This is a genomic window from Algibacter agarivorans, from assembly GCF_039543245.1.
GTDB classification, from domain to species: Bacteria; Bacteroidota; Bacteroidia; order Flavobacteriales; family Flavobacteriaceae; genus Algibacter_G; species Algibacter_G agarivorans.
In genome coordinates, this window is the sequence record NZ_BAABJJ010000018.1 from 50,502 (window position 1) to 66,845 (window position 16,344).

Consider the following 16,344-nt stretch of genomic DNA (forward strand, 5'->3'; position numbering starts at 1 on the left):
AAGCCTACAAAATATGAATCAGAAAATGTCTTTTCATTCGAGGCAAACCTTGGGATATCAAAACCCGCTACTCGGAATAAATAGAAACAAAAAAATCTCAGAGCATCTAAACTCTGAGATTTTCAAAATAGTCTCTTCTTATTTTATAAAAATTTTACTTCTTGATTAAATTAATTTCTACTCTTCTGTTTTTAGCTCTACCATCTTTATACATATTAGTTGCAATTGGTCTGCGCTCACCATATCCAATAGCTATCAATCTACTTGAATCTATTCCGTTTTTAACTAAAAAGTTTTTAACAGCGTTGGCTCTAGCATCTGATAATTTTTTATTTAATCCATAACTACCTATACTATCTGTATGACCTTCAACTGTAAACGTAGCATTTGGATACTCATTTAAAACTTCAATAATTTCAGATAAGACTTCATTAGATTCTTCTTTAATAGAAGCTTTCCCGTAATTAAAAAGAATGACTTTAGCATAATCATTCAACGTTTTTTGAAGTTTTTCTATAACGTCTTCTGGACAACCATTATTGGCTACAGTTCCAACTTCATTTATACAAACATCATCTTTATCGTAAACGCCATCACCATCAGTATCCTTATATGGGCAACCATTATTTTCTTCTGTTCCAGGCAAATACGGACAAGCATCTACATTATCTAAAATTAAGTCGCCATCTTTATCTCCCCATGGGCATCCTTTATTTTCTATAGTACCTCCTTCTTCCGGACAATCATCAACATTATCCAATAAACCATCTTCATCTGTATCCCCCCAAGGGCAACCATTATTCTCAACGGGGCCTGGTTCTTTTGGACAATCATCTAATTTGTCAATAATACCATCTTCATCCTTATCTTTTGGAACACCTTGATAGACCGGAATTTTTAAACCTCCATATACATCTGCCTCTCTATTATTGTTACTAGTAAATCCAGAAATTACAGATCCTGAACCTAAGTACAGTGGCCCTGCCCTTAAACCTGCTCCCATTCTAAAACCATTGCTTTCTATAACACTTAATGGCATATAAAAACTAAACCACTTACTTTCATAGCGCGGTGTTAATGATACCACATTAGAAATTCGATTTGCAGTTATTCTATCTTTAGATATTAGTGAAAAATCTGTGTTTAAATTCAAATATAGCTTACTGTTAAAGCTCCAATCTGCATTTAAGTGCAATGCTGTTGGCAGGTCAATTTTATAACCTGTATCAGCATTAGTTAGTTCGTAAAACCTATCTAATGCAGCTCCAAAATCTGGCTCTGATTCAAATTGATTTTGGTTTACATTGCTTTTCCTAATATTAAACCCTTCCTTTATACCATTTTTGTAATCGACAAAACCAATATCTGTAATGGATAGCCCAATTTTTAGCTTGTATTTGTTTTTATGTTTAAACCCATTAAGGTTAGGGTCATCGGTAATATAATCGTCATAATTTGGTCTCCACTCATAAACAACACCAAAATCTGCTGAAAACCCATTTGATTTATCAGGCTTTTTATAATCGTAATCATCGTTATCAAATTCAGCATAACGCGCATAAGTTAAATTACCATTTGATGTTATACTTCCTGTAATTATACCACCTCCTAAATCGATTTCATCGTCATTATAATCAATCGTTACATTTTCTCCAACCACATAAACACTGCCCATACCTTGTAAGTATTTTAAAGAAAGTCCGCCTTTAAGAAAATGCTGCTCGTTACTCGTAAACACTCTAGCATAAGCCAAGCCAACTTCCGCCCATGCATGCCCTAAAGCATTAATGTCATTTTCGGTAACAATAAAATCATCCGTGGTATCATCATCCAAAGCTGCTATTGATGAACCATTAATTTTATTAATGTTTACAAAAGACCTTGCTCTAGTAAAGAGTGCTATGGAACTATTTTTAGAAAGATTAAACATGAAAGCTGGCCCTAAAGCATCTACATTTACTGCTGCCCTATTATCTTCTGATGGAGATGTTTTTGCTTCTAAATCAAAACTATACCCGTCTTTTGTTGCATCCAAAAGATTAATACCATAATAATCATTGCTTCCAAAAACGCTTACTCCTGCAAGATTAATATCGGTTTTAAAGCGAGAATCAACAATATTTGCAGGATTAGAAATAACGCCATGCACACCACTATAATTGTCTGAAAGGAATCCGATATAAGATTGAGCTTCTAAAAAGAAGGAAACTGTAACAAGTAAAATTGATAATGTAATTTTTTTCATTGTTTTGGTTTAGCTTTCTCTCAAAAGTAATTGTTTTCTGTTAGGATTAGTTAGAAGCGCTTATATTTTAATTAACATAAAATGTTGAAAACAGAATTATTAATCAATTCTGCTAAATTTATATTTTTTGAAGTTTTAAATTTTACATTTTGCCTCCATCTTGATAGTAGTTAAGTTTGCGCTTTAGCGGGAAATGATTTAACTTTGAATACATGAAAATCTACACTAAAACAGGAGACAAAGGCACTACAGCATTATTTGGCGGCACCCGAGTCCCCAAACATCATATACGTATTGAAAGCTACGGAACGGTTGATGAATTAAACTCGCATCTAGGATTAATCCGAGACCAAGATATTAATGAGCACTACAAAGATTTAATTATTACTATTCAAGATAAACTCTTTACCGTTGGAGCTATTTTAGCAACCGACCCAGAAAAAGCGATTTTAAAAAACGGGAGCGAACGTTTAAACATTGAGAAAATCACTTCGGAAGACATTGAACGTCTAGAACAGGAAATGGACACTATGAATGAGGCACTACCCCCTATGACACATTTTGTGTTACCTGGCGGGCATCAAACGGTGTCATTCTGTCACATAGCGCGCTGTGTGTGCCGTAGAGCCGAACGTTTAGCATCTGCACTTAACGATTTAGAACCTTTTGAGGCAAATGCGTTGATTTACTTAAACCGTCTTTCTGACTATCTTTTTGTATTGGCACGAAAGTTGTCATCTGACTTACAAGCAAATGAAATTAAGTGGATTCCTGAGAAGATGTGAAAAAGCTTGAAACAGGGAGTTTGAAGTTTGGAAAAAGAAGTTTAAAGTAATGCTTTAACTGCAGACTGAAAACTGACTACTGCGGACTGGTTCGCGTTAGGGATTGCAGTGGAAAGCCCACAGTGAGTCCCGATAGCTATCGGGATGAGCGAGGACTTGTAACGGAAAGCCCGACCCTTGTGGTAACGCCCACTTCTCGATACAATTCCGAAAAAACATCGGAATTACTCGAAATTACAAAACAATTGATTTTGCTAGATTATTATTAACCCGCAGGAATAATTTGCAAGGGTTTAGAGTACAAAAAGATACGTTCTTATAATTAATGATAAATAATTCATTTTTTTCTTGTGTGTTTAAACTAAAAAATTATTTTTGCAGAAAATTAAACACAAAGAAATGTATTGGACATTAGAATTAGCATCTTACTTAAGTGATGCGCCTTGGCCAGCAACTAAAGACGAATTAATAGATTACGCTATTAGAACGGGAGCTCCTTTGGAAGTTGTTGAAAATTTACAGTCGATTGAAGATGAGGGTGACTCATATGATTCGATTGAAGAAATTTGGTCAGATTACCCAACAGATGAAGATTATCTGTGGAATGAAGATGAATATTAATAAAGCATAAAGAATTAGTTAAAAAAGTCTCGATTTGAGGCTTTTTTTTTGTTCTAAAATGTATCTTTGAATGCATTACCAAACACAAAAATAATAAAGCAAAATAACTAGGCAAATCCTAGATAAAATATAAAATAAATACCCATGAGTTTTTTAAATTCTGTACTAAAAATATTTGTTGGCGATAAATCCAAACAAGATGTAAAAGCCATAAACCCTATTGTTGATTTAATAAAAGCTGTAGAGCCTACTATTGCCAAGCTATCTCACGATGAACTTAGAGCAAAAACGGCTGAGTTTAAAACCACTATTGCCGAAGCCATTAAACCTATTAATGATGAAATGGCCAAGCTTTTAGAAGAAGCTGAAAACACTGAAGATATTGACAGACGTGAAGACATCTATCAAGTCGTTGATAAACTTAAAGACGATGCTTACGAAAAAACCGAGACCGTTTTAAACGATATTTTACCAGAAGCATTTGCTGTTATAAAAGAAACGGCTAAACGCTTTACAAACAACACATCTATTACTGTTTCCGCTAGTACTTACGACAGGGAATTATCGGGTTATAAGGATTATGTAACGCTTGATGGAGATAACGCTACTTGGGCAAACTCTTGGGATGCCGCTGGAAAGCCCATTACTTGGGACATGATACATTACGATGTACAACTTATTGGTGGTATTGCCATGCATCAAGGTAAAATTGCCGAAATGCAAACAGGCGAAGGTAAAACTTTAGTGGCTACCCTTCCCATGTACTTAAATGCCCTATCTGGACAAGGTGTGCATTTGGTAACTGTAAATGATTACTTAGCAAAACGTGATAGCGCATGGATGGCACCTATTTTTCAATTTCATGGGTTGACCGTGGATTGTATTGATTATCACAAACCAAATTCGCCTGAGCGTATTGCAGCTTATAATGCCGACATTACTTACGGCACCAATAACGAGTTCGGGTTTGACTATTTACGTGATAATATGTCACACTCCCCAGATGATTTAGTGCAACGCCCGCACCACTTTGCCATTGTGGATGAGGTGGATTCTGTATTAGTGGATGATGCCCGTACGCCGTTAATTATTTCTGGCCCTATCCCTCAAGGAGAACGCCATGAGTTTACAGAATTAAAGCCTAAAGTAGATGATATTGTTTCTGTGCAACGTAAATATTTAACAGGTGTTTTAGCTGAAGCTAAGAAGTTGATAAAAGATGGTGATACTAAAGAAGGTGGTTTCCAACTGCTACGTGTATATCGCGGTATTCCTAAAAACAAAGCGCTTATTAAGTTTTTATCTGAGGAAGGTGTTAAGCAACTGCTTCAAAAAACGGAAAACTTTTACATGCAAGACAACAACCGCGAAATGCCAAAGATTGATGCGGAATTGTACTATGTTATTGAAGAAAAAAATAATCAAGTTGAATTAACCGATAAAGGGATTGAATACATTTCTGGAAAAGATAATCCAGACTTTTTCGTGATGCCCGAAATTGGTATTGAAATTGCTAAAATTGAAGAACAAGGCCTTTCTGCCGAAGAAGAAGCGAATCTTAAAGAAGAGTTATTTAAAGAATTTGGTGTAAAATCGGAACGTATACACACACTTAATCAATTATTGAAAGCCTATGCTTTATTTGAAAAAGACACGCAATATGTGGTCATGGAGAATAAAGTAATGATTGTAGATGAGCAAACCGGTCGTATTATGGATGGTCGTCGTTATTCTGACGGACTGCACCAAGCCATTGAAGCTAAAGAAAATGTAAAGATTGAAGATGCTACCCAAACTTTTGCCACAGTAACGCTTCAAAACTACTTTAGAATGTACCGCAAACTATCTGGTATGACGGGTACGGCAGTTACTGAAGCTGGCGAATTCTGGGAAATATACAAATTAGATGTGGTTGAAATCCCAACCAACCGCCCTATTGCTCGTGATGATAAAGAAGATTTAGTTTATAAAACAAAACGTGAAAAATACAATGCGGTTATTGATGATGTAACTAAACTATCTGAAGCAGGTCGTCCGGTGCTTATTGGTACAACTTCGGTTGAAATTAGTGAGTTGTTAGGAAAAATGTTAAGCATTCGTAAATTATCGCATAATGTATTAAATGCGAAACAACACAAAAGAGAGGCTGATATTGTTGCAGAAGCTGGAAATGCAGGACAAATAACCATAGCCACCAATATGGCGGGTCGTGGTACGGATATTAAATTATCAGACGAAGTAAAAAAAGCTGGCGGTTTAGCCATTGTTGGTACAGAACGTCATGATTCACGTCGTGTGGATAGACAGTTACGTGGTCGTGCTGGTCGTCAAGGAGACCCAGGAAGTTCACAATTTTACGTATCGTTAGAAGATAACTTAATGCGTTTATTTGGTTCTGAACGTATTGCCAAAATGATGGATAAAATGGGGTTAAAAGAAGGCGAAGTCATTCAGCATTCTATGATTTCAAAATCTATTGAACGTGCTCAGAAAAAAGTTGAAGAAAACAACTTCGGGGTTCGTAAGCGATTGTTAGAATATGATGATGTTATGAACGCCCAACGTGAAGTGGTTTACAAACGTCGCCGTCATGCTTTACATGGGGAACGTCTTCGTGTGGATTTAGCAAATATGATTTTTGATACTTCGGAAGGTATTGCTGAAACCAACAAAGGGGCTAACGATTATAAAAACTTTGAGTTTGAATTGATTCGTTATTTCTCAATGAGTTCGCCAATTACTGAAGATGACTTCGGAAAATTTTCAGCAGAAGAAATTACTTCTAAAATATATAAAGGCGCTTTTGAGCATTACAAGGCAAAAATGGCACGTAATGCAGACATTGCTTTCCCTGTAATTAAAAATGTATATGAAACGCAACGCGATAAATTTAAACGTATCGTGGTACCTTTTACTGATGGTATTAAAACCTTAAACGTAGTTACCGACCTTGAAAAAGCGTATGAAACTAACGGTAAACAATTAATTACCGATTTTGAAAAGAACATCACACTTGCTATTATTGATGATGCTTGGAAAACCCATTTACGTAAAATGGATGAGTTAAAGCAATCGGTACAGTTAGCGGTTCACGAGCAAAAAGATCCTTTATTAATTTATAAGTTTGAAGCTTTTGAATTGTTTAAAGCCATGATTGACCAAGTGAATAAAGAAGTGATTTCATTCTTATTTAAAGGGGAATTACCGCAAGAAACACAAAACACCATTCAAGAAGCGAGAGAAACCCGTAAAAAGGAAAATCTACAAACACAAAAAGACGAAATTCCTAATTTGGATGAGCGTTCTGCCCAAAGTAGAGCGGCAGGAAATACGCAACGTCGGCAAGAAGTGGTGGAGACTATTGTACGCGACAGACCAAAAATTGGGCGTAACGACCGTGTTACCATTAAGCACGTTATTAGTGGTGAAAACAAAACGGTTAAATACAAACAAGCTGAACCGCTTTTAGCCAAAGGGGAATGGGTATTGGTTGAGGATTAGCATTAATTCCTTTGAAGGCAGGAATCTCATAAATTGAAAAGTTTGAGTTTTCAACAAACAGATTGCTACATCACACAAAAAAAGTGTGATTCGCAATGACAAATAATTTAAAAAATCCCGATAGAATTTATCGGGATTTTTCTTTAGATAAAACTTAAAACGAATGTCTAAACATTTATAATTAGACTTCTAAACAATTTAGATCTTTAGCTACCTCATCAAACTAAAATGCCCTTTTAAAGTCCCACCATTTTTGTATAAAATTAAATACCAATAATCGTTTGTTGGTAGAGGTTTATTATTATAAGTTCCATCCCATCCTGATTGTAAATCTCCAACTTCTTTTAGTAGCTTTCCATAACGGTTATATATATAAATAGTGCTTATATTATTTAAGCGATTTGGAACTATCCAGTAATCATTTGTACCATCACTATTTGGTGTAAAATATTTTGGAGGCACTTGTCTTCTTTCAACAAGAAAACTATCTTCAATACAGTCTATTGCCATTTGGTCACTATTATAAGGTATGATACTAACGTATATATCTACTGAATAAGGCAGGTTTTCTGGCAAATCATAACTTAACACATTACCAAGGTCTAATGCATCTATTATGTCTGTACCGTTTGAATTTGTTCCTACAGATAAAATATACCCTGAAGCATCAGGTACTATATTCCAAGAAAAATCGGTATCATTAGGAACATCAACTGCAGTATTTAAAGGATTACTTAAATTGGTACATTCAAGTGGTAATAAGATTGTTAGTAAAAAGTTTTCTTCTGATGTACATCCAGTATTTCCGATATCGAAATTATAAAGTATAATTGGATACGACGTAAAATCTTCAAAATTAATAGTATCTCCTGCAGAATAAACGGAACCAGTGCCATTAGTATTAGTATAATAGGCTTGATTACCTGATAAATTTGATCCTAGTATTGTTGAAAAAGTAAAACTGCCAATTGCGGTTTGGTCTTCTAAATCTTGAACTTGTGGTTCTGGGATGATGCCATCACAATCATTATCTAAGCCATCACAAAGTTCTGGTGCTCCTGGGTAAATAGTAACATTCGTGTCATCGCAATCCGTATTATCGGGCACATAACCCGGAGGTGCTGTACAAGCTTGAACAAAATCTGCTGAATCTCCATAACCATCACCATCTGTATCGGCATAAAACGCAGTAGTAACGCCTTCGTCTATTTGTCCATCACAGTTATTATCTATCCCGTCGCAAACTTCAGTAGCATTTGGATTAATTGCAGCATTTGCATCATCACAATCTGTATTGTCTGGCACATAACCCGAAGGAGGTGTGCAGCCTTGAAAGCTATCTGCCGAATCGCCAAATCCATCACCGTCTGCATCGGCATAAAACGTGGTTGTAACACCTTCGTCAATAGTACCATCGCAATTGTTATCTAATCCATCACAAACTTCAATTGCACTTGGATTAATCGCCGCATTGGTATCATCACAATCACCCTCACATTCCGAATAACCATCACCATCATTGTCTATCTCTTCAACAGGAATGTTACCATCACAATCATTATCTAAGCCATCACAAAGTTCTGGTGCTCCTGGGTAAATAGTAACATTCGTGTCATCGCAATCTGTATTATCGGGCACATAACCCGTTGGTGGCAAACAATCTTGAATGCTATTTGCTAAATCACCATACCCATCACCGTCTGCATCGGCATAAAACGTGGTTGTAACACCTTCGTCAATAGTGCCATCGCAATTGTTATCTAATCCATCACAAACTTCAATTGCACTTGGATAAATCGCCGCATTGGTATCATCACAATCACCCTCACATTCCGAATAACCATCACCATCATTGTCAATCTCTTCAACAGGAATATTACCATCACAGTCATTATCTAAGCCATCACAAAGCTCGGGTGCGCCAGGATAGACGGTAGCGTTGATATCATCACAGTCTGTATTATCTGGCTCATAGCCTGGAGGCGGAGAACAAGTTTGAATACTGTTTGAAGGATCCCCATAGCCATCACTATCGGCATCGGCATAGAATGTTGTAGTAAAACCTTCGTCTATCTGTCCATCGCCGTTGTTGTCTATTCCGTCGCACACCTCAACATCCACACAGTCCGCAATGCCATCGCCATCGGTATCAGGAAACCCTTCATCAATAGCCCCATCGCCATCATTGTCTAATCCGTCACATTCTTCAGTATCCATACAATCGGCAATGCCGTCACCATCGGTATCGCTAAACCCTTCATCTACCTGTCCATCGCCGTCATTGTCTAACCCATCGCAGGTTTCAGTATCCATACAGTCAGCAATGCCATCGCCGTCGGTATCGCTAAACCCTTCATCAACTGTTCCATCGCAGTTGTTGTCCAGTCCATCGCAAATCTCTGTAGCTGCCGGATAAGTCATAGCATTTGTGTCATCACAGTCTGTATTATCTGGCACATAGCCCACTGGTGGCAAACACCCTTGGATACTGCTTTCAGCATCTCCGTAACCATCGCCATCTGTATCGGCATACCAGAGGGTGCTACAGGTAATAGTGAGCAAAAATGATTCTTCAGAACTACAGCCAGCGGTAGGATTATCATATATATAAAGAGTAATTGGGTAAGGAGCTAAATCAGTATAATTAACCACCTCGCCAGCATAATAAATGCTGCCATTACCACCAGTTAATGTGTAATAGGCTTCATTGCCCGAAAGGTTAGTTCCAGTTATTGCTGGAAAGGTAAAACTATCTATAACTGTTTGATCTAATAAATCATCTACGGTAGAACCTACAAAACCACCATCATTAATTTGCCAGGCATCACTTGCTATCATATTAGTTCTGGCTGCTTCACCAGCACAATATTTACTTAAACCACCACCAAAAGTAACGTTAGGATTTAAATTTTGTGCATTCCAACCAATCAATAAACTATCATAATTAGGAGTAGATAAGGTAACCCCTCTAAACATTTGGCCTGCATTTGTAACATTTTCCACATTCCAATTCCCCAAGTCTTGATCAAAACCAATAACCCCCTGAAACATTGATAACATTGATGTTACATTACTGGTATCCCAACTACCAATATCTTGGTTAAAGGCAATGGCACCATAAAACATCCCCTGCATATTGGTAACATTACTTGTGTCCCATAGCCCTAAATCTTGATTAAAACTAGAAGCCCCCGAAAACATCACACTCATATCTGTTGCCGCTGTGGTGACCCAATTTCCTATATTCTGGTTAAAACTAACAGCATCAAGAAACATTGATTGAAAACTGGTGACGCTAGAGGTGTCCCAGTTATCTATATCTTGATTAAATGCATTAGCAGCATAAAACATAGTATTCATATTGGTAACCTTACTTGTATTCCAAGCCCCAATATCTTGGTTAAATACAGATGCCTGATAAAACATGTGATTCATTAAGGTGACATTACTGGTATCCCAACTTCCAATATCTTTATTAAAGTTATTAGCTTGCGAAAACATGTTTTCCATAGTGGTTATGGTACTTGTATCCCAGTTCCAGTTGCCTGTACCACCACCAAGCGACGTCGCACCGAAAAACATTTGACTCATGTCCGTAACATTAGAAAGATTTGGTACATCTAACGCATTAATAACTAAATTTGAACATCCTTTAAAGGCCTGATTCATATTTGTCCATGGATTACAGCCCCATTGATCAACGGATATGATACTTTGCGGATTAGTTAAAATATTCCAGGAAAGTTGTGTAAAAAGCCCTGTAATGGTAATTTGGTGGGTACCTGGAAGAGCATAAGCATGACTTGTGTTTCCCGTAGCTCCAATGGTAGATGTGCCGTCACCCCAATCTACATTATAATTATACGCCCCATTTTGATTCGAGGTTGGTATGGTTATGGTTTGGTTTGCTAATGTAGTTTCCCAAGTGGTGACAAAAGCACAAGCACTATCATCAATAGTTAATAGAAAATCTTCTTCAGAACTACAGCCGGGACTTGGGCTATCATAAATATAAAGCCTAATAGGGTATGTTGAAAAACCTGCAAAATTAATGACATAGCCGGCATTGTATAAAGTTCCTGTTCCATTTGGACCTGTGTAATAGGCTTCTGTACCCGAAAGGTTTGTTCCTGTAATGGTTGGCAAAGTATAACTATCTAAAGCCCATTGGTCTGCTGAAATTTGAAATATAGGTGTTGCGGAGCCACCATCTATAATATTCCACGCATCAGTAGCAATCATATTGGTTCTGGCGGCTTCACCAGCACAATATTTACTCAGTCCTCCATCAAAGCCTACATTAGATAACAAAATTTGAGCATCCCAACCTATCAATAAACTATCATAATTGGTGGTTGAAAGTGTGACACGAGTAAACATATTATTGGCTGTATTAAGACTGGATAGATTCCAATTCCCTAAATTTTGATCAAAAGAAATAGCGTCCATAAACATAAGCGTAAAAGTCCATACATTGCTAGTATCCCAATTGCCAATGTCTTGGTTAAAAGTAGAAGCCCCATTAAACATACCTGTCATAGACGTAACATTACTCGTATTCCAATTACCAATATCTTGATTGAACACTGTGGCATATTGAAACATACCTGGCATAAATGTCACATTACTTGTATTCCAAGCACCTATGTTTTGATTAAATGCACTTGCACTATTAAACATACTATTCATTGATGTAACATTGGAGGTATTCCAAGCACTAATATCTTGATTAAAGGAAGATGCATCTCTAAACATGGTTGTCATAATTGTTACGTTTCCGACATTCCAACTACCAATAGCTTGATTGAAAGCTAAAGCTCCTTGAAACATAGATGACATATCTGTTACATTACCTACATTCCAACTATCAATATTTTGGTTAAAAGTAGAAGCACCGTAAAACATGCTACTCATCTGTATGACATTAGCAACATCCCAACTACCAATATCTTGATTAAAAGAAGTTGCGTTATGAAACATTGCTCCCATAGTTGTCACATTCCCTGTGCTCCAATTCCAATTTCCTGTACCACCACCTAAAGAAGTTGTATTTACAAACATTTGAGACATGGATGTAACATTAGAAAGATTTGGAGTATCTGTTGCATTTACAACTAAATTAGTACAGCCATAAAATGCATCTCTCATAGATATCCATGGGTTACAGCCCCAATTATCGATAGACTTAATTTTTTGGGCGGAAGTAGAACCATTAAAATATATTCTTGGAAATGTACCCGTAATAGTAACTTGATACACTCCTGCTGTGGCATAAATGTGACTTGCGTCTGCAGTTGCTCCTGTTGCTACATTACCATCTCCCCAATCTACATTGTAATTATAGCCTACACCTGTTGTTGGTATGGTAATAGACTCATTGGCTGCAGTGGTTTGCCAGGTGGTGATGAAAGCACCTACCGCGGGTTGTGCCAAAGATTCGTTTATATATAAATTTGAAGCAGAACCTAATGCTGAAGCTCCTACAGTCAATACATCCAAATCACCATCACCATCAACATCAGCTATGTCTACTTTACCGATTGTGCCAACAAAAGGCATACCAACAACTTCAGTAAAGTTTCCATAACAATCATTACTGTACAATATAGCTTTTGGCCCTGCATATGCACCAGTTAAAAATATGTCTAGGTTTCCGTCTCCATCAGCATCAAACATAACAGCTTCACCACTCGAAACTATCTGAAAAGGGTCTGGTGCATAAAGTGTAAAATTCCCTAGACCATCATTTATAAATAAATCGGAATAATTACCCCCAGTATTGTAACTATATCCTGTTAAAAAAACATCGAGATCACCATCATTGTCAACGTCTCCAAAATCAATTGAACCATTTGTTACTTGAGGAAAAGGCGTTCCTAGCATAATAGAATAATTTCCATTTCCATCATTAACATATAATTTTGTTGAAGCTTGTGAAGTATTAATTTGCCCAGAGATCATTAAATCTAAATCGTTGTCGCCATCAATATCTGCAAAAGCATTAAATGGATATCCTCCCGCAAGTTCAAAAGGTTGCCCTATAGATTCTGTAAATATTCCTGTACCATCATTTATAAAGAGTTTAACAATGGAGTTACTTCCATCTGACCCATTGATTAAAACATCTTGATCACCATCATTATCCACATCTCCAAAAGAAACATGTCCTCGTATTATACCATTAAATGTTGTCGCTGTATCTAATGTAAAGTTACCCGAACCATCATTAATATAAAGTTCTGAAACTCCAGAAATAACCCCGCCATCTTCACCAGTTATAAATACATCCATATCATTATCGCCATCTACATCGGCAAAATTAACTGTGCTAACATATACGGGAGTAAACGGAGTGCCTGGAACTAATGCAAAATTACCAATACCATCATTAAGATATAAATTAGCTATTGTTGTACCACCAATAAATAAACCTGTAATAATTACATCTTGGTCGCCATCGCCATCTACATCTGCAAAATCTGCATCGCCTAATGAAACATCATCAAAAGGTACGGTGCTGTCTTCAACAAACGAAATTTGGGAATTTATACTCAGTGTGAAAATTAAAAAGAGAGCAAAAGTAATTTGAGCGTAAATAGTCCTCATAGTGGTTGGTTATGGTTAATAGCAAAACACGCCAATTTATGGCGAAGCCTAACAACGATGTAAACAAGAAAAGCAGTTTTGGGTATGCTATTTATTTGTCAGGGAGACAGGGTAAACATACTCTCTTTTAAATAATAATCCTATAACTTATAGAGAAACTACTTTAAAATAGGACAAACAGACGAATTCATTGAATTTACGGTTACTAAAACACTTAAAATTGAAGCCTAAAGTGACTTGAATTGTCTTTAGAAAAGGAGATTTTTGAAAATACATAATAAAATTTTAAAAAGCTTTTTTTGCGTTAAATGGTAAGATATAATAGATAAAGTAAGAATTAAAGTGCTGCATACTGTATTAATTTACAACTTCAACAACAAACTAGGATCTGGACAATTCCCTTTATAAAACCCTAAATCATTTTCACTACAAACCCCTGGGTAATCGCCATTATAATCTTGAATATCTTTTATTATCTGGAAGTGTAAATGCGGCGGATAATCCCCATTTACAGAAGTATCGCCTAAAGTCGCGATTTGTTCACCCTTCTTAAATTCCTTACCTACTTTTAGTTTATTAATAGATGCTAAACTTAAATGTCCGTATAGCGTATAAAATGCAACACCTGAGATATTGTGTGTTAAGATAATGGTTGGCCCATAATCGCCATAATTTGTATTGTTCTTAAAACTGTGTACAACACCATCTAACGGAGTTAAAATCGGTGTTTCATCACCACACCATAAATCGACTCCTAGGTGGATGTTGCGCTCTTCTTCAGCTTGACTATTGAAATGACTACTGCCTTTATAAATGTTTCTAACTTCTAAATAACCACCATAAGCCACTAAAGCATGATGCTTTTTTATATGATTATTTACAAACATGCCTAGTTTTGAAGATGAAGATATGTCTACAGTATTTAATATTTGGTTGGATTCAGATAAATCTATTGGAATGTATTTGGATTTTGGAATAGAGGAATTTAAAACTCGTAATGGTTCTGAACTTATAGTATTTAAGAATTTTGAAAAATCGATTGGACTCATAGCTTCAAAAATACAAACTAATTTACAGAATGATAAATGAATAATGAGACCCTAAGACTGCTCTCAGAGTGACAATCAATTTCTATTTTGATTTAATCCTAGTTTACAACTTCGCCATACAAATCAAAATCTTCAGCCTCAATAATTTTAACGGTAGTGTATTCACCAGTTTTTAAATAGGTCTTTGTAGCATCAATCAATACTTCATTATCCACGTCTGGCGAATCAAACTCTGTTCTTCCAACAAAATAATTACCTTCTTTTCTATCAACAACCACTTTAAACTCCTGCCCTATTTTTTGTTGATTCAATTCCCAAGAAATCTGAGATTGAATTTCCATAATCTGATTTGCGCGATCTATTTTAACATCCTCAGGAACATCGTCTTCTAAATTATAAGCATGTGTATTCTCTTCATGACTATAGGTAAAACAGCCTAAACGTTCAAAACGCATATCTGTAACCCATTGTTTTAATTCTTGGAAGTTTTCTTCTGTTTCCCCAGGGTAGCCCACAATAAGCGTCGTTCTAATAGTCATATTAGGCACTTTGGCACGAAACTCTTGTAATAACTTAGTGGTTTTTTCTTTAGTTGTTCCACGACGCATACTTTTCAAAATCGAGTCGGAAATATGTTGTAATGGAATATCTAAATAGTTGCATACTTTTGGTTCACGATTCATCACATCTAACACGTCCAAGGGAAATCCTGTTGGAAATGCATAGTGCAAACGAATCCACTCCACGCCATCCACTTTTACTAAAGCTTCGAGCAATTCAGCAAGGTTTCGTTTTTTATATAAATCCAGTCCGTAGTATGTTAAATCTTGAGCAATAAGAACCAATTCTTTAACACCTTTAGCGGCTAGTTTCTCCGCTTCTATAACGATTTCCTCTATTGGCGTGCTTCTGTGCTTACCACGCATAATAGGAATAGCACAAAACGAACAAGGTCTGTCGCAACCCTCAGCAATTTTTAAATATGCGTAATTTTTTGGTGTAGTTGTTAAACGCTCCCCTATCAACTCATGCTTATAATCAGCACCTAGGGCTTTTAACAATCCTGGTAATTCCGTCGTTCCAAAATACTCATCTACATTCGGGATTTCTTTTACTAAATCTGGTTTGTAACGCTCACTTAAACAGCCTGTAACAAATACTTTATCAACATCGCCATCTTGCTTTTTCTGAACGTATTCTAAAATGGTATTAACGCTTTCTTCTTTCGCATTATTAATAAAACCGCAGGTATTAATCACCACAATATTACCTTCCTCCTCGTGCACTACATCTTTTCCGCTGGCTTTTAATTGCCCCATTAGCACTTCGCTGTCGTAAACATTTTTACTACAACCGAGGGTTACTACGTTGATTTTATTCTTTTTAAGTGATTTCGTTCTCATACCAAAATTTAAGTGTGCAAAGATACGTAATGATTTAGGATTTTGGATTGATGAATTTAGATTTCACATGAGATTCCCGTTTTCACGGGAATGACAATTTCAAAGGAGGCTCCGAGTTTACAACTCGGAGAATT

The 16,344-nt window shown here is 36.4% G+C and carries 7 protein-coding genes; 3 read left to right on the forward strand and 4 right to left on the reverse strand.

All coding sequences use genetic code 11. The features are described 5' to 3' along the window. Positions 1–154 precede the first annotated feature (154 nt). A complete protein-coding gene (locus tag ABD935_RS07710; RefSeq protein WP_345191209.1) occupies positions 155–2,245 on the reverse strand; it encodes a DUF5723 family protein in 2,091 nt (696 codons plus the stop codon). A gap of 212 nt (positions 2,246–2,457) precedes the next feature. Between ABD935_RS07710 and ABD935_RS07715 the strand changes: the two genes are divergently transcribed. The 3 genes from ABD935_RS07715 to secA all read left to right on the forward strand — a co-directional run bounded on the left by ABD935_RS07715 (position 2,458) and on the right by secA (position 7,152). Further along, positions 2,458–3,030, forward strand: a complete 573-nt coding sequence (locus tag ABD935_RS07715) for a cob(I)yrinic acid a,c-diamide adenosyltransferase (protein WP_345191211.1) — start codon at positions 2,458–2,460, stop codon at positions 3,028–3,030. 399 nt (positions 3,031–3,429) lie between these two features. Then, the gene (locus ABD935_RS07720; RefSeq protein WP_019387375.1) at positions 3,430–3,651 is read left to right on the forward strand and encodes a DUF2795 domain-containing protein; all 222 of its coding nucleotides are present in this window, start codon (positions 3,430–3,432) and stop codon (positions 3,649–3,651) included. Positions 3,652–3,795: 144 nt separating this feature from the next. Beyond that, positions 3,796–7,152 (forward strand): preprotein translocase subunit SecA, encoded by a 3,357-nt coding sequence (gene secA / locus ABD935_RS07725; RefSeq protein WP_345191213.1) that lies wholly within the window; start codon positions 3,796–3,798, stop codon positions 7,150–7,152. 210 nt (positions 7,153–7,362) lie between these two features. Here secA and ABD935_RS07730 read toward each other — a convergent pair whose 3' ends face one another. The 3 genes from ABD935_RS07730 to rimO form a co-directional block, all read right to left on the reverse strand. Continuing rightward, the gene (locus ABD935_RS07730; protein ID WP_345191214.1) at positions 7,363–13,758 is read right to left on the reverse strand and encodes a BspA family leucine-rich repeat surface protein; all 6,396 of its coding nucleotides are present in this window, start codon (positions 13,756–13,758) and stop codon (positions 7,363–7,365) included. Positions 13,759–14,120: 362 nt separating this feature from the next. Further along, positions 14,121–14,807, reverse strand: a complete 687-nt coding sequence (locus ABD935_RS07735; RefSeq protein ID WP_345191215.1) for a peptidoglycan DD-metalloendopeptidase family protein — start codon at positions 14,805–14,807, stop codon at positions 14,121–14,123. 98 nt (positions 14,808–14,905) lie between these two features. Further along, positions 14,906–16,210 carry a 30S ribosomal protein S12 methylthiotransferase RimO gene (gene rimO / locus ABD935_RS07740; protein WP_345191216.1) on the reverse strand — a complete coding sequence of 435 codons (1,305 nt, stop codon included), beginning with the start codon at positions 16,208–16,210 and terminating at the stop codon, positions 14,906–14,908. Positions 16,211–16,344: the final 134 nt, after the last annotated feature.